Origin of the sequence: Acinetobacter sp. COS3 (assembly GCF_000475335.1) — a bacterium.
GTDB lineage: Bacteria > Pseudomonadota > Gammaproteobacteria > Pseudomonadales > Moraxellaceae > Acinetobacter > Acinetobacter venetianus.
Genome location: NZ_AXCD01000034.1, coordinates 101,067 through 118,154 on the forward strand (window position 1 = coordinate 101,067; position 17,088 = coordinate 118,154).

The window sequence follows — 17,088 nt, forward strand, 5'->3', positions numbered from 1 at the left end:
GAATTAATTCAATCCTTGTTGCTGACGAACTTGCATATGCTGCAACAAGACTTGACGTGGGGTGCTAAACCAAATCGCGATCAATACAAAGCTGACTAAAGCAAATGCCCAGATATGGAAATGTGTATATAACACACGAACCAGTTCAATAATCACAAAGAAGCTCATCATTAATAACATTGACACTGATGCGGCAACCGTTCCTTTCGAAACTTCAGAAGACATCAAGGCAAAACGATACATCACTGAGAAACTAATCCCTTCACCGAAGCTGATCAACGTCATTCCAATCAATAAACAAGGAACAAGATAAGCGTTCCAGATCACACCAGCGATCAAGAATAACGTGCCGAGAAACATGATCGGTAAGCCCATCAAAATGGTCTTGCCTAATTCAAAACGATCAATAATTTTGATTAAAACGATATTTCCTGCAATTAAACCAAAGAACACAGGGAATTGCGCTAGACCATACTGCACACTACTCAGTTTTAATTCATCAACTAAGATAATCGGCGATAATGCAATCCATAGCATCAACGGCATACTCACCAAAGGCAGTGCTAAGGTAAACCCTAAAAATTGACGGTCAGTAAAGACTTTTTTAAAGTCATCAAACATATAGCTGAACGGTTGTTTGGCACGACTTTCCTGATGTGCTGGCATAAATTTATTTAAGCCAAACCAACTCAAGAAAGACACCAAGGCAATCGCTACAAAGCCCCAATGCCAAGAGACATAATCAATTAAGAATGCACCTAAGACAGGACCGAGCAAGGGTGCTAATAAAGAAATATTCGCCATTAAAGCCATCACTTTAATCGCATCACGCTCAGCAAAGGTTTCCTGAATCGCAGCATAACCGACTGCTGAAATGACAGTTAATCCAATCCCTTGTAAGAAACGCAAGGCAAGAAACTGCTCAATATTGTGGGTCAGTAAAATGAGCAAGCAACAGATCGTGAAAAATGCCACACCCGCCAATAACACTTTCTTTCGGCCGAGGCGATCTGATAAAGGCCCTAACAACCATGCGACACTCGCGCCACCTAACAAATAAAATGACATCGACGAGGGTGCCCACGTTGCACTCACACCGAATTGTTCTGTAATCGCCAGCATCGCTGGCTGGATCAAGTCATTACCGATATAAACTGAAAACTCAAATAGCACCAAGGCTAAAGGAAACATGAGCGTTATACGGTTTAACGTCATATTCTGATTATTCGTCATCATGTTGTATTCACAAAAATAACCAACTGGCGTTCGTCCCATTTTCAACAAACGAAAACAGGATCATCACCACAATCATGGTTTAGATTTAAATTAAATTTTGATTTTCATGCTGAGAGAAAGCATGTTGTAAATGTGAAAACACCGTATTCACAAGGTGTATATAAGAAAAACAATCTATTTACGTGAGACTGGTAAATGTTTTACCTTTTGGCAAAATCGCCAAGCGCAAATCTAGCACTTTTTTAAAATGACTGCAATTTAATCAAGCCGAATGAATTGTATTGATGTGTGAATAACAAAGAAGTTATCCACAGTTTTGTTGATCTTTTAGGCATGTTCAAATTAAGTCCCCCTATTAAGGACAAAGTTCAAACTGGAATTTTTCGGTATTCTCCCCTCGTGCACATTGATAGCTTTGTTTTTTATTGACGATTTTCCAAACGTCTTGATCTCTTTTTAACTCGTACTCGGTTCGGATTGCCATAACAGAATCATCTAGCTGTGCTTGTTCCACTGTAATTTCAGCATCCGTTGGATTTTCTGCACTGTTGAATTGTTGATTTATTTTTAAATTGGTCTCGTCATGAAACAAATTGGGCTGATCTGATAAAACGGCATGCATTGCTGTACTTTTTTGTACGGCTGCTTGCTGCTGCGACTGAGCAATTGGTGGACTGCAAGCCGCTAGAAATAAACTACACCCCAAAGCCATCCAAATTTTATTCATTCTCGCCGCTCCCACAGACCCAATATGTTTATGCTACTATGCAAAGCTGAACTGCAAAGCAACAATATGTATATGACTTGCAACAGATTTGTGATATTTAGCACTTTATCTATAGTGATCACAAACGATTAAAAAACCTATATTTTTATAATCAATATCGCGTTTTAGGACATAACTTATGCCTGATTTATCTAAAAATTTAACCGTCATTTTACTCGTCACCACAATCTTGGTTGGCTGTTCAAAAAAGGAAGAAAGCTTTGCCAATGATGCCGCCCTTGAAACAGAAAGCGCAGAGTTTAGTAAAGCAATACAAGAAAATATTGCAGAAAATCCCAAACAATTACTTAGCCCACAACAGAATCCTTTAGAAAAAAGCCGCAAATTGGTTAAAACTTCACAACTGCAATTTGAAGTCAAAGATGTATTAAAGACGACCTCAACCCTCGAACAACAGTTATTACAATACAATGGTTATATCGAAAGCAAACAAATCGATTATCAGATCAGCGATCGTTCTGAACGAGATCGTATTGACGGCAGTGTAGATATTTATGAAAAAATCACACCTATCGCACAACTGACTGTGCGCATTCCGAATGAACAAGTCACCAGCTTTCTCAATAACTTATTGCCATTGATGCTGAACTTTAATACCCAGACCTATGAAGCAAAGCGCTACGAATTAAAGTTACTCGAAGAAAAACTTAATACAGCGAATCAAAGCAACACTGAATCAAATGCAGTCAACAATCAGCTACAACAACTCACTGATCTTGAAGTCAAAGACCGTTTAGCTTATAGCACCATTCGTCTTGAGTATTTCCAACAAGCACAAGTCCGAAAAAGCCATGATCTCAATATCAATCGTATTGCGACCTTGGATAGTGACCCACTCCTTAGTCGTGTTTGGGAAGCAATTAAAATGGGACTGTATGGCTTTAAAGAAACCATTATTTGGTTAGTGATGTTCTGGCCGCTATATATCGTAATCGCACTATTTTGGTGGATTCGCCGTTGGTACAAAACAAGAAAGCAATCTCAAGGATAAATGTATTCAACGCACAATTGTTGATTTTTAATCAATAGTATTTTGCTTATTTATGCATTTTTACTCATGAATAGATTTTCTAAAATGCGCTCCAGTTTTAGAAATCTATTTTGAGTCATCACATGAGCAATATTTTAATTATTAATGGTGCAAAACAGTTCGCTCACTCTAAGGGTGAGCTAAATGACACGCTTACTGAATTTTCAGCATCCCATTTAAAAACATTAGGGCATCAGGTACAAGTCACTCGTACCGACAGTGACTATGATATTCAAGCCGAAATTGAAAAATATTTATGGGCGGATGTCGTGATTTACCAAATGCCAGGTTGGTGGATGGGTGCACCGTGGACTATGAAAAAATATATTGATGATATCTTTACCATTGGTCATGGTTCACTGTATGCCAGTGATGGTCGTAGTCGTTCTGATGCATCGAAAAAATATGGTTCTGGCGGCTTGATACAAGGTAAAAAATACATGTTATCGCTGACATGGAATGCACCAATGGAAGCGTTCACTGATCCTGAGCAATTTTTTCATGGGGTTGGTGTAGATGGTGTTTATTTACCTTTCCATAAAGCTAATCAATTTTTAGGGATGGAATCATTACCTACATTTATCGTGAATGATGTGATCAAAATGCCGAACGTACCGAGTTACCTTGAGGCATATAAAAACCATTTAGATCAGATTTTCACATCAATCCATTAAGTGAGAAAATATCATGTTGACAATTATTGCTGAAATTTATATTCACGAAGGCGCTGGGCATCGCCAAGCTGTATTAGATGCTTTCCAAAAAATCATCCCAACCGTATTGGCTGAAGATGGTTGTCATGGCTATGAACCTTTGATTGACCATTCACCTGCAATAGAAATGCAAGCACTCAATCAGAATAGCATCGTAATGCTGGAGAAATGGCAAAGCACTGAACATTTAGTAGCGCATATGCAAACTGCACACATGAAGCAACATTTTGAAGCGACCAAAGCGCATGTGGCTAATGTCAAAGTGCGTATTTTAGAAGCTTGTTTTTAAAAACCTCTAATCACTTGATGGTCTTACAGGAGAAAGGAAATCATAGTTTCCTTTTCAGTGTCTTACTGTGATGCATCCTATATAACCTATAGACTTACGTTACTTTTTTAAAAAAGTAACCAAAAACTTCGTCACCCACAAAACCTGTTCACTACTGGGATATATTTACTTATTTTGCAAAAACAATATATTACCAATAGCACGCAGGTTGTGGATGACATTTAGCACAAGCAGATTAATGTATAAATTCAGAGGAAATGCCTTTTATCTCCCCCTGTTAAATAGCAAAAGACATTTTTTACTGATAATAATGCTGCTTTAAATGGCGACTATATTCCGTTAAATAACGTTCTAAACTCTCTCGACGATCAACTTTTTGCATTTCTTTAGCAGCCAATTGCTCTATTTTGGTTTCCAGTAAATTCAGAATCGCAGTTTGTTCCATTTCAGGAAGTTGAGCTTTTTCTTTTTGCTGTTTTTTAATTTCCAAATAATCTTCTGCCCAATGACGTAATGGATCATGCTCAGAGACTTGGGCGAATAAATCGGTAATCAATAATTCAGGCATGACTTCTTGCGTTGCTAACTCTGCCGACATCAATCCACGGATCGAATAAAACACTTTTTTATAGGTGAAATTATCCGCAGTTTGCATCACTTTCATGCCACCTTTTGCCAGTGATAAATAGTGATGATACAAAGCACTGTAATCGATTCGTTCTAGCAATCCATCGCGAAAGGTTTGCCACTCTGGAAAGGCATTAAAATAAACAATATGCGCCCTCACCCACTCCAAAACGGTAGGATTACTTTTTGCCAAAAGTCCAAACATTTTATCGAGATCATATGAAACGAAGTCAAAATCCCCATCCATGATCTCAATCAAATCACGATATTTTTTATAGCCAAAATATTGATCTTTACTCGGCAAATGGAAGCCACGCACATCATAGTCACTGTCAGGGCTAGCCATACCCCATAGACGACTCCCACTTTCAATATAAAATAATGGGATGTCTTGGCGTTGCTGGAAAAGTTTTTCTATTTCATGATGAATATTCATTTGGATAACTTCATTGTTCAAAAATTAAGACTTGCGAGAGACAATAATATTTTTTACTGTTCTAATTCATTTGATTTTAAAAAGATAACCATTCGATAAAATCAACTCATTCAATATAACAAATAGGATCAATCATGCAACTGACTCATGCGGGGCAAATTTTTTTGATTGTCCTTGTGATCTTATGTGTTTGGTCTTTTGCTTTAACAAGACTTTGGCTAAAACGTTTAGCCGACAATCGTGAAAGTAGTAAACTCGAATTTGCTTATTTATTTGCTGTTGTTTTTAGCATCAGCGCTTTATTTTTTCCATTCTGCTATTGGGTTTCACAGGCTGTTTATGATTTGGCAACTAAGCCAACCTATGATGCCAAAATCGTGAGCTATAACTCCGAATGGGTTGATACTGAACGTACCGATTCAAATGGCAGAAAATACAGAACACAAACTTTAATGCACACCGCTCAAGTGCAATTTAAAGATCAATACAACAAAACTATCACTATAGATAATTCAATCCGCTCTGGTGATGTTCCTATTATCGGCGATCATCTGACTGTCGTTTATAAAGATGGCGATCATAATGCTCAGGAAAAGAGTTGGCGGAGCATGCTGCTTTTTGCTGCTGCTGTATTTATGTTGTTTATATTGGGTTTTGTCTTGTTGATGATCATTGCCTATGGGATGAATCGAGAGATGAAGCCGTATAAGGCGTTTGCGAGCTTTTTGATTTTTAGAGTAACGCTCACACTTGGCACAATGGCAATGTTTGCTATGTTGTCTTACGCAGTTTTTGCTTATTTCTTTTTAGGTAATCCGCGTGATTTACCTGTATGGGTCGTTGCAATTTGTGGCTTCTTTTCCGTGTGTCTTTTACCATTGATTTATCATATTTTGACGGGTTGGAAAGCGTATAGGGACAGATAAGTCAAAGCTCAAATTTACTATCGTGCCAGCGGCACGGATGCCGCTATGTGGAACTGCTGTACAAGGATGTACTGTCAGTTCCACAAAGGATTTTTGCCTACTTTTGATCCTTCAAAAGTAGAAAATACCCATCTTAACCCACAGAAACTCTCTAGCTAATAAGTATTAGGCTATATAGAAATTTTCTAAAATATATATTTAAACAATAAAAAAGCGCATCTTACGATACGCTTTTAGCAGAGATTCTTTTATTTAATCAAGCATTAAAGATCAAATAATTTTCCTGGGTTCATAATCCCATTCGGGTCAAAAGCCAACTTCAATGCTTTCATATATTCAATTTCTTCAGGTGAACGTGAATATTCCAAATATGGCTTTTTGGTCATCCCCACACCGTGCTCAGCAGAGATTGAACCATCATATTTTTTCACAGTCTCAAACACGTATTTATTCACCACCTGACACTTCGCAAAGAACTCATCTTTAGTTAAGTTTTCAGGTTTTAAAATATTTAAATGCAAGTTACCGTCACCAATATGACCAAACCAGCAGATTTCAAAGTCTGGATAGTTTTGAGAAACGATAGCATCAATTTCCGCAATAAACGCAGGTACATGCGTAATCAATACTGAAATATCATTTTTATAAGGAATAAACGGCGCAATTGACTCAGAAATATCTTCACGTAAACGCCATAAACTTTGTGCTTGATCCAAGCTTTGACTCATTACTCCATCAACAACCCAGCCCTGTTCCATGCAATGCTCAAAAATCTGCATGGCTTTGTCCATGATTGGCTCATATGGCGCTTCAAATTCAAGTAATACATAAAATGGGCAAGCTGTTTCAAATGGACGCTGTACATGACCACGATCCAAAACTTTTTGCATTGCCACTTCACCAAAGAATTCAAATGCCGTTAAGTCGATTTCTTTTTGAAAAGCATGCAATACAGGCATCACTGCATCAAAATCTGGCGTGCCTAAAACCATCACTTGCAAGTTTTGTGGTTGACGCTCAAGCTTGATTTCAGCTTCAGTGATTAAACCTAAAGTTCCTTCACCACCGATGAATAAATGCTGTAAGGCATAACCTGTGGCATTTTTAATCATGCCTTTATTTAAACGAAGGATATCACCTTTACCTGTGACAACCGTTAGACCTAAGACCCAGTTACGTGTCATGCCGTATTTAATTACTTTGATACCACCTGCATTAGTACCAATATTTCCACCGATTTGACTAGAACCTGCCGATGCAAAATCAACTGGATAATACATGCCTTGTTGTTCAGCATAATCCTGTAATTGCTCAGTTACGACACCCGCTTGAACACGCACCATACGATCCGCTGGGAAGAATTCAAGGATTTGGTTCATTTTGTCAAAGCTAATGACGATCTCACCATTATTTGCCACAGCACCCGCTGAAAGACCTGTACGACCACCAGATGGTGTAATCGCAACATTAAATTGATTGGCAAGTTTAACAATGGATTGAACTTGTTCAGTGCTTGAAGGAAAAACGATGACTGATGGGTTCGGATCAAAATGTTTGGTATGATCTCGCCCCCAATTTTCCAAACTATCGGCATCGGTTTTAATACGGTTTTCACCCACAATTGCCGTTAATTGGGTCAATAACTCAGGTGTTAAAGCGACTGAAGCATTCATCGTTTACAGGCCTAGTAAGAAGTAAATATCGGGCTTTTGGATTGCAAGTTAATATTTTTCAATATCTTAAATAAAGAAAAATAACATCATCCAAAATATAGAAGCTCTACAGAACAGCTCAAAGCTAGATATATTTAGATTTGAACATTAGATATTTATATTTTACATAGAAGCGCGCAAGGGATAAAGCGCAGGATAAGGATACTGTAATAACAAAATGTGTATAACCAATAAAATTCATGTATTGCTGAAAAATTATCAACAATTCTAGTGAGGTAATTTTAAACGAAATATCTATAACACCAAGCTCTATGCTATAGTACTGCAACTAAATTTTGGCCTTTGTAGCGGAGCCGTAATGAGCCAACATCTATCACTACCGAAAGACAAAATCCGTTTCCTATTGTTAGAAGGCGTACATCAAAATGCCATCGATACATTAAATGCAGCGGGTTATACCAACATCGATTACCACAAAACAGCACTTGAAGGCGAAGCTTTGAAAGAAGCGATCAAAGATGCTCACTTTGTTGGTATTCGTTCGCGTACTCAATTGACTGAAGAAGTTTTTGAAGCAGCGAATAAATTGATTGCCGTTGGTTGTTTCTGTATTGGTACAAACCAAGTCGATTTAAAAGCAGCGATGTCTCGCGGTATCCCAGTTTTCAACGCACCGTATTCAAATACGCGTTCGGTAGCAGAATTGGTTCTTGCTGAAACAATCCTGTTGCTTCGTCGCGTACCTGAAAAATCGAAAGTAACTCATGCTGGCGGTTGGGATAAATCTGCTGTGGGTTCATTTGAAACTCGCGGTAAAACTTTAGGTATCGTTGGTTACGGTTCGATCGGTTCGCAACTTTCTGTTTTAGCAGAAAGCTTAGGTATGAAAGTGATCTATTTTGATGCTGTGACTAAATTACCATTAGGTAATGCACGTCAAGTTGGCTCTTTAGATGAACTTTTAGAAACTGCTGATGTTGTAACATTACACGTTCCTGATGTTCCTTCTACGCGTAACTTCTTCAAGAAAGAACAATTCGCGAAAATGAAAAAAGGCTCAATCTTCTTAAATGCAGCACGTGGTACATGTGTTGTGATTGAAGATTTAGCGGATGCAATCAAAGCAGGTCACATTGCTGGTGCTGCGGTTGACGTATTCCCTAAAGAGCCTAAAGCGAATGGTGAAGAATTCCAATCACCACTTCGTGGCTTAGACAACGTAATCTTAACACCGCACGTTGGTGGTTCGACGATGGAAGCGCAAGCAAACATCGGTTTAGAAGTTGCTGAGAAGTTTGTTGCTTACTCAGACAAAGGTATGACGCTTTCTGCTGTGAACTTCCCAGAAATCGCATTACCACTTTCTGATGGTCAACATCGCTTACTTCACATCCACAAAAACGTGCCAGGTGTGTTATCGAAGATCAACACATTGTTCGCTGAACAAGGCATCAACATCTCTGGTCAGTCTTTAATGACTAAAGGTGATATTGGCTATCTTGTTATGGATGTAGATGCATCTGCATCTCAAGAAGCGCTTGATACCCTAAGCCAAGTTGAAGGCACGATTCGCGTGCGTGTATTGTTCTAATAGCAAATTTAGAACAATATAGAAAAAGCCACAGTTTATGCTGTGGCTTTTTTATGGGCGTTTGAATTATTATGTGAATAATATACCAATTGTTCAAAAAATAAGACTTTCTCCCATGCTCAAGACACCTCTACATGCTGTGTTACTACTTATGATCGCCATGTTATGTGTACAAGGCAGTGGTTCACTTGCAAAGATTTTATTCCAAAGCTTTCCCGTTCTTACTGTTTCAGCGATGCGCCTATTTTTTGGTGCAATGATTCTGGCCATCATTTTCCGAATCTGGAAAATTAACTTTAAACACGTTCGCTGGAAAGCAATCCTCAGTTATGGTGTTGCACTTGCAGGGATGAATGGTCTGTTTTATTTATCTTTAGAACGTTTGCCTCTCGGAATTGCTGTTGCTTTTGAATTTATTGGGCCATTAAGTGTTGCGCTCTATCATGCCAAGCAACGTTTTGATTTCATTTGGGTTGGCTTTGCGATTTTAGGCCTAATTTTGCTTTTCCCAATGCAACAAGCACAACAGGGTATAGATCTGGTCGGTGTATTTTTTGCTGTCAGTGCCGGTGCTTGTTGGGCACTTTATATTATCGCTGGACAAAAACCATCTGGTATTTCAGGCAATCACACTGTATGTCTTGGTATGACAATTGGCATGCTGTGCCTACTCCCTTTTGCGGTATATTCAGGTGCAATAGATCGCGTCTTTGAATTACCAAGCCTCTATTATTTTATAGGACTTGCAATCTTAGCCAGTGCATTACCCTTCACCTTAGAAATGATTGCACTACGCAACTTAACACCGCTTAGCTTTGGTACATTAATGAGTTTAGAACCAGCGGTAGCCGCACTTTCTGGCTTTGTATTTTTAGGTGAAATGCTTTTGTGGAATCAATGGCTGGCGTTGGGCACTATCATCATTGCATCGATTGGGTGTACCTTTACGACACAACATGCGCGCCAACAAAAAGAGGCTAAATAAAATGCCTCAACATCTTAAAATAATACAGATCTCACAGTATGATCATCTCGCCTACACCTTAGCTTAACTTATTCGTCTGATCGGTCTCCCATGAAAAATCTCCAGTTGATTGCAGTGTTGTACATGGTTTTATCCATGGTGGCTTATCAAATTAGCGCATCATTTGCCAAACAGTTGATTACCACGCTTGATCCACTCACCGTGACGATTTTAAGGCTGAGTTTCGCAACCATTATCGTTGCGATCATGTTCCGCTCATGGACCATCATCTCTAAGCTGAAATACTTAAAATGGCGTGATTTACTGCTCTATAGTGCATCTTTAGGTTGTATGAATATTTTATTCTATACATCGCTTGGTAAGCTGCCTCAAGGTATTGCTGTAGGTTTAGAGTTCATTGGCCCGCTTGGTTTGGCCTTGCTTTCAATCAAGCAGCGCAGCGATTTTATTTGGGTGGCATTTGCGATTTTAGGCATTGCACTCATGGTACCTTGGCATGATGCACAGCAACAAAACTTTTCATATATCGGCGCAGCCTGCGCACTAGGTGCTGGTTTCTTCTGGGCACTCTATATCTTCTTTGGACATCGTGTTGCCCAACAAAATATTGGTTTACATGCATTAACTCTTGCAATTGGTATGTCGACCATTGTGATGCTACCAATTGGTCTATGGAGTAATGCACCTGCTTTACTAGATACTCAATACTGGGGCAAAGCTTTAGTCATTGCGATCTTAGCCACTGCAATCCCTTATGCGCTAGATTTAATGGCACTCAAGCGGTTAAGTAAATTGAGTTATGGAACACTCACCAGTCTTGCACCCGCTCTAGCAGCTTTAGCGGGATTAGTCATCTTGCATGAACAAATTAGCTTACTGCAGTGGGTCGCATTACTTTGTATTATGCTTGCGTCCATTGGTGTAACCTTACGCGGTGAAAAGTCACAAACACAGTAAACCGCATTGATCACCTTATAGAAAAATTAGGTATCAGTACTTTTGTATTTCTGATATTCAGCAAGATACTTTTTGCCTAATTTATCCTTTTCACTATCTGCCAAAATTTTTCCTGCTTGTTGAAAAAATTTATGCTCCTCTTCTTTTAAATGATGATGGACTTTTTCACTTAATTGTTTTGCTATTGCCAACCAACTCGGATTACTCATCTCAGTATCTCCTAGTTGTTCAACCAATTCATCCATTTCATGGTGTTCAGCTAATGCATGTCGGGTAATATCTAATCCCACATCATCAAACATTAACGGAATATATAAATAACGGTCTTCAGCAACTGAATGTGCATATAGTTCATTTTTGAGCAAAGCAAAAAGCTCTTTGCGCTCATCACTTGATCCGCTAGTTTTAATTAATTGATCTGCTAAACTGCGTTGCTGTTCATGACTTTCCCTAAGCGCTTCAAAGATATTCATGTTTACCTCTAAGGTTGGCTAACAACCACAATACAAGACGCCATAAAGCTCATACTGTGGTGTGTGGCTAAAGACTTATCTTAGAAAGTGTTTGTTTTTTAGACAGCATCGTTTAGGTGTGTTTTTGTTGTAAACCTTTATCTTTTGAATCAGATAGTAACCAAAATTTGATAGCCCAATCGGCAAATCAAGATACTGACTAGAATCAGGAATAAAATACGGATGAATCCGCTACCGTATTTTAAAGCTAAACGCACGCCCAATAATGAACCTGCAATATTTGCAACTGCCATCATCAATCCCAATGCTATCAATACATGTCCCGTCGGGATAAAGAAACTAAGCGCAGCAAGATTAGTCATGAAATTACCAATCTTCGATAACGCCGACGCATGCAAAAAATCAACTTGAAGAAAGCGAATAAAAAAGAAAATAAAGAAACTGCCCGTGCCAGGTCCAAAGATGCCATCATAGAATCCAATTGCAAGACTCCCAAGAGCAGCAAAGATCAGTAACCGAGGTGTGATCTGTTGATCAACATGGACTTGTCCAAATTGCTTCTTCATAAAAGTATAAATCGCAATCACGATCAGCATGATTAAGACTACTGGACGCAACACTTCTGTTGGTACCATCGATACACAAGCTGCGCCGACAAACGAGCTAATAAAAGCAAAAACCGCAATCACTGCGAGCAGTGACCACTTTAATTTGACTCGTCGGACGAAAGAAAATGCAGCTGAGCCTGTGCCACAAATCGATGCGATCTTATTGGTTCCAAAAATGGTAGCGGGTGCAGTTTGAGGTAACGCACTCATCAGCGCAGGGATCTGAATAAGTCCACCACCACCGACAGCAGCATCAATTGTTCCTGCACAAAAGGCAAAGAACACGAGACTCAGTATCAGCTCCCACTCCATAAAAACAACCTTATAAATTCAATAAACGTTTTGGCACTAAGCGCTTTTTATCTGTAATCTCAGCTAAACCAAGGCAACGTTCACCATCAAAAACTAAAACTTCAGCGACGGCCTCATGATCGATGTTACTTTCTTGACCATTACCGAAATATTTCTCACGCCCTTCAGGAAGTTGAACTCTAGGAAAATGTGCAACAGGAGAAAAGACAGGTAATAATAATGCATCGCGTTGTTCTTGAGACAGACTTTCTAAGTATTCAATCGTATAGCTCGGATCAATCTCAAAATGACCTGTTTGGGTACGATGTAACTTTGTTAAATGCCCTCCACATCCTAAAGCTTCGCCAATATCCTCGCCCAAAACTCGAATATAAGTTCCTTTTGAACAAGTGACATCTAAGGTTAGACTATCCTCACTAAACTCAATTAGCTTCAATTCATAGATCGTGACTGGACGAGCCTCACGCTCAATTTCAATCCCTTTACGCGCCAGCTCGTATAAAGGACGCCCATCACGCTTTAAAGCTGAATACATCGGTGGAACTTGCTGAATATCTCCACGGAATTGCTCAAGCACGGCTTCTATCTTCTCTTGATTTAAAGCAGGCACAACACGTTCTTGTAATACATCGCCCTCAACATCGCCTGTTGAAGTGGTTTGTCCAAGCTTGACCGTAGTTTGATAACGCTTAGTTGAATCCAATAGATAATGAGAAAATTTTGTCGCCTCGCCTAAACAAATTGGCAATAGTCCTGTTGCCAATGGATCAAGCGCACCTGTATGACCTGCTTTCTGTGCATTAAATAGACGGCGTACTTTTTGTAATGCAGAATTAGAACTTAAACCCAAAGGTTTATTTAATAAGAAAACACCACTTAAATGGCGATACGAACTTTTTTTCATAATAAAAAGTCAAAGCATAAACATGCATTTTATCAAAATCAGGACTGAGATTATAAAAAGATAGCTTTTAAAAATCTCACTAGCATAAAAAAATGCGCCAATTGGCGCATTTTTTTGCTTTACAACAAAGTTAAAATTAACCTTGTTTACGAGCTGGTAACTTTTCACGAATACGTGCAGCTTTACCAGACAACTCGCGTAGGTAGTAAAGTTTAGCACGACGAACGTCACCACGACGTTTCACTTCGATTTTAGCAACGATTGGAGAGTGAGTTTGGAAAACACGCTCAACACCAACACCGCTAGAGATTTTACGAACTGTGAAAGCAGAGTTTAAACCACGGTTTTTCTTCGCGATTACAACACCTTCAAATGCTTGAAGACGCTCACGGTCACCCTCTTTTACTTTAACTTGGACAATTACTGTGTCACCAGGAGCAAAAGCAGGGATATCAGTTTTTAACTGTGCATTTTCAACAGCTTGAACTAAAGGATGTTTACCACTCATTGTGGAATCTCCAATATGTGCGGGAGAGAAGAGGTCTCTTACACCGCTGAGGATAGAGGCTAAAGCGCATATCGCTCGTTTAACTTTCCCTTTAAAACAGAATGTCTTAAAGAGCCTATTATTTAACTTAAACTAGGTTTAAGTCATAACTCGAAGCAATGCTTCTCGTTGGGTGCAAAGACAAACTGATACCAGTTTAACCTTTGGAATTTTTTAACCATTTAATTTGCTGCTTGGTCAACTCTACTTTTTCTACCAATTCTGGTCGACGATCTAAAGTTCGTTGATAACGCTGCAAAAAACGCCATTTCTCAATGTTGGCATGATGTCCTGATTTGAGTACCTCAGGCACATCTAGCCCTTCAAAATGATCAGGCTTGGTATACTGTGGGCAGTCCAACAGACCATCCACAAAAGAATCTTGTATTGCTGATTGCTCATCAGACATGACATTCGGCAAACGACGAATGACACTATCGAGCAATACCATTGCTGGCAGTTCACCACCTGAAAGCACATAATCCCCAATTGACCATTCTTGATCAACATAATGCTGGATTAAACGCTCATCGACCCCTTCATAGCGACCACACAATACAATCAAACCATCATATTCAACGAATTGCTGTACTGCCTGTTCATTTAAGGTCTGTCCTTGCGGTGACATATACACCACAGGAACATTGGCACATCCTGCTTGTACTGCAAGTTGTTTGGCATGTGTAATTGCTTTTGCTAACGGCTCAGCCATCATTACCATACCAGGACCACCACCAAATGGACGCTCATCCACTCGTTTGTAGTTGCCCTCAGCAAAATCTCGTGGGTTAATGCAAGTGACTTGCACAATATCCCTTTTTGTTGCGCGTCCGCTAATCCCGTACGCTGTAATCGCTTCAAACATTTCAGGAAACAATGTGATGACTGCAAAAAACACCGCAGACTCCTTCTTTATTTTCCTGCTGCGCCACTGTTCCTTATTCTAAGGATTAGTAGTCTACGCCCCAATTGACGTAAATACGACCAGCTTCAAGATCAACGCGTTGCACCACATCTTTATGCCAAGGAATCATTCGCTCTTCGGCATCAATGCTATCTGCAGTTGCTTTAACAACCATGACATCATTGGCACCTGTTTCAAAAAGCTCGTAGATTTGACCAAGATTGACTTCTTGCTCATCTTCACTCAAACCTAACACAGTTAGACCTTTAAGATCAGACCAGTAATACTCATCTACATCTGCTTTTGGAAGCTGCGATTTAGCAATCCAGATATTTGCACCGACTAAGCTTTCTGCACCAGTGCGATCACTCACACCTTTTAATGCAACAACTAAGCCTTTGCCATGTGGTTTCCAACGTTTTACATCAATGGTTTGCCAACCAGCCTTGGTCTCGATGTACCAAGGAAGGTAGTCAAACATATTACTCATAGGTTCAGTGTTTGAGTAAACCCAGAGCCACCCATTCAATCCATAAGCTGAACGTAACTGTCCAATCTGAATACGATCTTCGGGAACATTCTGTGCTGGTGTCATGGGCTATCTACTACAATTATGCAGTAGCTGCAGCTTTTTTAGCTTGAGCAGCTAAAGAAGCAACACGTTCTGAAGGTTGAGCACCTTGAGAAACCCAGTGTGCAAAGCGGTCAGCGTCTAAACGGATTTTTTCAGCTTTACCTTGTGCAGTTGGGTTAAAGAAACCAATACGTTCGATGAAACGACCGTCACGTGCGTTACGGCTATCAGTTACAACGATTTGATAGAATGGACGTTTTTTTGCACCACCGCGCGCTAAACGAATAACAACCATGAGAACAACCTTATAGTTTTTACGGATTATCCCTGCGTCGACCACCGACAGCACTTCAAACCCCTTTAATAGAGGGCGATATTTTACGTTAATTTTATTCTGAAAGGAAGAATAATTTAGTTTTACCCACAGTTTTGAATTCGTGATTTAGCTTTTAAGCTAGGTGAAGGTTTCTACTGATTTGATTATGAAGTGATTAAAAGATATCGGAAGATTTAGAATGCTCTAAATCTTCCCAAAAAATTTACCATTTTGTACAAGTATCACTGGTCGTTGGCGCATCTACATTCTTATACCAACACTTTTCATTTTTATAGTTCATGGTAATCGCACCATTTCCAGCCTGCATTGATCCTGCTTTCGGTGTGGCTGTCAATGTCCACGATTCAGCGGATAGAGCACTACTTGTTAAAGGTGTTAATGCCACATCATAAAGCTGCTGCCCTTGTAAAGGGTAACTTGTATCGATACCCAATTCAGCTTTAGTTGCTCCTGTCACCTTGAAATTCGCAATCTTATAACGCTGTATTTTTGCGGCAATATCTATCAAAGTACTTTGCATTTCCACACGTTTCGTTTTACGAACATGATTCTGATAAGAAGGATAAGCAATGGTGGCTAAAATACCAATAATTGCCACGACAATCATAAACTCAATCAAAGTAAATCCTTTATTGAATTTTACCATGGCTCACTCCCTGTACCACAACCAGTATAAGAGACATTTGCGACTGTTTTATTCTTACAGCGTATGCCTGTACTTGTCATCAGAAAATTATAGTTTTGAGCATCCGTAGTTGTTGCTTTGATCGCCCAAGAACGCCCCGAAGCTGACGCAGCCGTTAAAGCCTTTGTTGTATCTGCACCATCTTTTAAATCAAAGCTATAAGTTAAGGGTACCGTAACGCCTTGTGTACTTAAATCAAATCCTTTAAAACTAAAGTTTCGAGCCTTGTGTCGCTCCAATAAAACAGACACTTGTTGAATACTTTGCTGAGCTTGAGAGGCTTTGGCACGTCGTGCATAAGCCTGATAGCTTGGGATAGCAATTGCTGCAATAATTGCAATAATTATAAGCACTACCATTAACTCAATCAAAGTAAAACCTGAAGCAGGATTAAGACGAGTAATACTCGCCCCTGCCGCAAGACGAGAGGCAATGCTTCGATTGGCAAAATTTACAAAGTGAAACTTTGTACGGGCGTAAGACAGCGAGCTATG

At 39.4% G+C, this 17,088-nt stretch carries 20 protein-coding genes; 7 read left to right on the forward strand and 13 right to left on the reverse strand.

The genetic code is table 11. The features are described from left to right. Positions 1–3 precede the first annotated feature (3 nt). Both IO68_RS28790 and IO68_RS28795 read right to left on the reverse strand, forming a co-directional pair. On the reverse strand, positions 4–1,233 hold the full coding sequence (locus IO68_RS28790; protein ID WP_413540716.1) for an MFS transporter: 1,230 nt from the start codon (positions 1,231–1,233) through the stop codon (positions 4–6). Positions 1,234–1,591: 358 nt separating this feature from the next. Then, the gene (locus IO68_RS28795; protein ID WP_004877746.1) at positions 1,592–1,963 is read right to left on the reverse strand and encodes a hypothetical protein; all 372 of its coding nucleotides are present in this window, start codon (positions 1,961–1,963) and stop codon (positions 1,592–1,594) included. Between the two features lie 178 nt (positions 1,964–2,141). Here IO68_RS28795 and IO68_RS28800 point away from each other — a divergent pair, with 178 nt between their 5' ends. The 3 genes from IO68_RS28800 to IO68_RS28810 all read left to right on the forward strand — a co-directional run bounded on the left by IO68_RS28800 (position 2,142) and on the right by IO68_RS28810 (position 4,055). Next, on the forward strand, positions 2,142–3,014 hold the full coding sequence (locus IO68_RS28800; protein WP_023013806.1) for a DUF4349 domain-containing protein: 873 nt from the start codon (positions 2,142–2,144) through the stop codon (positions 3,012–3,014). A gap of 122 nt (positions 3,015–3,136) precedes the next feature. Next, positions 3,137–3,727, forward strand: coding sequence for an NAD(P)H-dependent oxidoreductase (locus tag IO68_RS28805; RefSeq protein WP_023013807.1), 591 nt, complete (start codon positions 3,137–3,139; stop codon positions 3,725–3,727). A 13-nt stretch (positions 3,728–3,740) separates the two neighbouring features. Continuing rightward, entirely contained in the window at positions 3,741–4,055 is a 315-nt protein-coding gene (locus IO68_RS28810) for a putative quinol monooxygenase (RefSeq protein ID WP_023013808.1), read from the forward strand. 298 nt (positions 4,056–4,353) lie between these two features. Here the strand turns inward: IO68_RS28810 and IO68_RS28815 are convergent, their stop codons facing one another. Further along, positions 4,354–5,118, reverse strand: a complete 765-nt coding sequence (locus IO68_RS28815) for a DNA polymerase beta superfamily protein (RefSeq protein WP_023013809.1) — start codon at positions 5,116–5,118, stop codon at positions 4,354–4,356. A 134-nt stretch (positions 5,119–5,252) separates the two neighbouring features. On the opposite strand from IO68_RS28815, the gene IO68_RS28820 reads away from it, so the two are divergent. After that, entirely contained in the window at positions 5,253–6,044 is a 792-nt protein-coding gene (locus tag IO68_RS28820) for a hypothetical protein (protein ID WP_023013810.1), read from the forward strand. Positions 6,045–6,307: 263 nt separating this feature from the next. Here IO68_RS28820 and IO68_RS28825 read toward each other — a convergent pair whose 3' ends face one another. Continuing rightward, entirely contained in the window at positions 6,308–7,717 is a 1,410-nt protein-coding gene (locus IO68_RS28825) for an FAD-binding oxidoreductase (RefSeq protein ID WP_004877763.1), read from the reverse strand. A 358-nt stretch (positions 7,718–8,075) separates the two neighbouring features. Here IO68_RS28825 and serA point away from each other — a divergent pair, with 358 nt between their 5' ends. From serA to IO68_RS28840, 3 genes are all read left to right on the forward strand, one after another. Next, entirely contained in the window at positions 8,076–9,308 is a 1,233-nt protein-coding gene (serA, locus tag IO68_RS28830; protein WP_004877767.1) for a phosphoglycerate dehydrogenase, read from the forward strand. 115 nt (positions 9,309–9,423) lie between these two features. Beyond that, a complete protein-coding gene (locus IO68_RS28835) occupies positions 9,424–10,293 on the forward strand; it encodes an EamA family transporter (RefSeq protein WP_007480666.1) in 870 nt (289 codons plus the stop codon). Between the two features lie 90 nt (positions 10,294–10,383). Then, positions 10,384–11,250, forward strand: coding sequence for an EamA family transporter (locus tag IO68_RS28840; protein ID WP_004877770.1), 867 nt, complete (start codon positions 10,384–10,386; stop codon positions 11,248–11,250). Between the two features lie 26 nt (positions 11,251–11,276). Here IO68_RS28840 and IO68_RS28845 read toward each other — a convergent pair whose 3' ends face one another. The 9 genes from IO68_RS28845 to IO68_RS34380 form a co-directional block, all read right to left on the reverse strand. Next, positions 11,277–11,723 (reverse strand): hemerythrin domain-containing protein, encoded by a 447-nt coding sequence (locus tag IO68_RS28845; protein WP_023013812.1) that lies wholly within the window; start codon positions 11,721–11,723, stop codon positions 11,277–11,279. A 149-nt stretch (positions 11,724–11,872) separates the two neighbouring features. After that, on the reverse strand, positions 11,873–12,643 hold the full coding sequence (locus tag IO68_RS28850) for a sulfite exporter TauE/SafE family protein (protein ID WP_023013813.1): 771 nt from the start codon (positions 12,641–12,643) through the stop codon (positions 11,873–11,875). 10 nt (positions 12,644–12,653) lie between these two features. Further along, entirely contained in the window at positions 12,654–13,547 is an 894-nt protein-coding gene (truB, locus tag IO68_RS28855; protein ID WP_023013814.1) for a tRNA pseudouridine(55) synthase TruB, read from the reverse strand. A 136-nt stretch (positions 13,548–13,683) separates the two neighbouring features. Next, positions 13,684–14,055: a 50S ribosomal protein L19 gene (gene rplS / locus IO68_RS28860; RefSeq protein ID WP_004660214.1), complete on the reverse strand. Its 372-nt coding sequence runs from the start codon at positions 14,053–14,055 to the stop codon at positions 13,684–13,686. 196 nt (positions 14,056–14,251) lie between these two features. Beyond that, positions 14,252–14,992, reverse strand: coding sequence for a tRNA (guanosine(37)-N1)-methyltransferase TrmD (trmD, locus tag IO68_RS28865; protein WP_023013815.1), 741 nt, complete (start codon positions 14,990–14,992; stop codon positions 14,252–14,254). 52 nt (positions 14,993–15,044) lie between these two features. Further along, the gene (gene rimM / locus IO68_RS28870) at positions 15,045–15,593 is read right to left on the reverse strand and encodes a ribosome maturation factor RimM (protein ID WP_007480676.1); all 549 of its coding nucleotides are present in this window, start codon (positions 15,591–15,593) and stop codon (positions 15,045–15,047) included. Between the two features lie 16 nt (positions 15,594–15,609). Next, positions 15,610–15,867: a 30S ribosomal protein S16 gene (gene rpsP, locus IO68_RS28875; RefSeq protein WP_004877778.1), complete on the reverse strand. Its 258-nt coding sequence runs from the start codon at positions 15,865–15,867 to the stop codon at positions 15,610–15,612. 244 nt (positions 15,868–16,111) lie between these two features. Next, positions 16,112–16,555, reverse strand: a complete 444-nt coding sequence (locus IO68_RS28880) for a type IV pilin protein (RefSeq protein WP_023013816.1) — start codon at positions 16,553–16,555, stop codon at positions 16,112–16,114. Then, positions 16,549–16,953 (reverse strand): type IV pilin protein, encoded by a 405-nt coding sequence (locus tag IO68_RS34380; RefSeq protein WP_023013817.1) that lies wholly within the window; start codon positions 16,951–16,953, stop codon positions 16,549–16,551. The genes IO68_RS28880 and IO68_RS34380 overlap by 7 nt, the downstream gene beginning before the upstream one ends. Positions 16,954–17,088 lie beyond the last annotated feature (135 nt).

Bases quoted from the DNA above. Each gene is read 5' to 3' on its own strand.
- IO68_RS28810 (WP_023013808.1), top strand. From the start codon at position 3,741: ATGTTGACAATTATTGCTGAAATTTATATTCACGAAGGCGCTGGGCAT.
- IO68_RS28805 (WP_023013807.1), top strand. From the start codon at position 3,137: ATGAGCAATATTTTAATTATTAATGGTGCAAAACAGTTCGCTCACTCT.
- truB (WP_023013814.1), bottom strand. From the start codon at position 13,547: ATGAAAAAAAGTTCGTATCGCCATTTAAGTGGTGTTTTCTTATTAAAT.
- IO68_RS28880 (WP_023013816.1), bottom strand. From the start codon at position 16,555: ATGGTAAAATTCAATAAAGGATTTACTTTGATTGAGTTTATGATTGTC.
- rplS (WP_004660214.1), bottom strand. From the start codon at position 14,055: ATGAGTGGTAAACATCCTTTAGTTCAAGCTGTTGAAAATGCACAGTTA.
- IO68_RS28840 (WP_004877770.1), top strand. From the start codon at position 10,384: ATGAAAAATCTCCAGTTGATTGCAGTGTTGTACATGGTTTTATCCATG.
- IO68_RS28795 (WP_004877746.1), bottom strand. From the start codon at position 1,963: ATGAATAAAATTTGGATGGCTTTGGGGTGTAGTTTATTTCTAGCGGCT.
- serA (WP_004877767.1), top strand. From the start codon at position 8,076: ATGAGCCAACATCTATCACTACCGAAAGACAAAATCCGTTTCCTATTG.
- IO68_RS28790 (WP_413540716.1), bottom strand. From the start codon at position 1,233: ATGACGAATAATCAGAATATGACGTTAAACCGTATAACGCTCATGTTT.
- rpsP (WP_004877778.1), bottom strand. From the start codon at position 15,867: ATGGTTGTTATTCGTTTAGCGCGCGGTGGTGCAAAAAAACGTCCATTC.
- IO68_RS28820 (WP_023013810.1), top strand. From the start codon at position 5,253: ATGCAACTGACTCATGCGGGGCAAATTTTTTTGATTGTCCTTGTGATC.
- IO68_RS34380 (WP_023013817.1), bottom strand. From the start codon at position 16,953: ATGGTAGTGCTTATAATTATTGCAATTATTGCAGCAATTGCTATCCCA.
- IO68_RS28845 (WP_023013812.1), bottom strand. From the start codon at position 11,723: ATGAATATCTTTGAAGCGCTTAGGGAAAGTCATGAACAGCAACGCAGT.
- IO68_RS28835 (WP_007480666.1), top strand. From the start codon at position 9,424: ATGCTCAAGACACCTCTACATGCTGTGTTACTACTTATGATCGCCATG.
- IO68_RS28825 (WP_004877763.1), bottom strand. From the start codon at position 7,717: ATGAATGCTTCAGTCGCTTTAACACCTGAGTTATTGACCCAATTAACG.
- IO68_RS28850 (WP_023013813.1), bottom strand. From the start codon at position 12,643: ATGGAGTGGGAGCTGATACTGAGTCTCGTGTTCTTTGCCTTTTGTGCA.
- IO68_RS28800 (WP_023013806.1), top strand. From the start codon at position 2,142: ATGCCTGATTTATCTAAAAATTTAACCGTCATTTTACTCGTCACCACA.
- IO68_RS28815 (WP_023013809.1), bottom strand. From the start codon at position 5,118: ATGAATATTCATCATGAAATAGAAAAACTTTTCCAGCAACGCCAAGAC.
- rimM (WP_007480676.1), bottom strand. From the start codon at position 15,593: ATGACACCAGCACAGAATGTTCCCGAAGATCGTATTCAGATTGGACAG.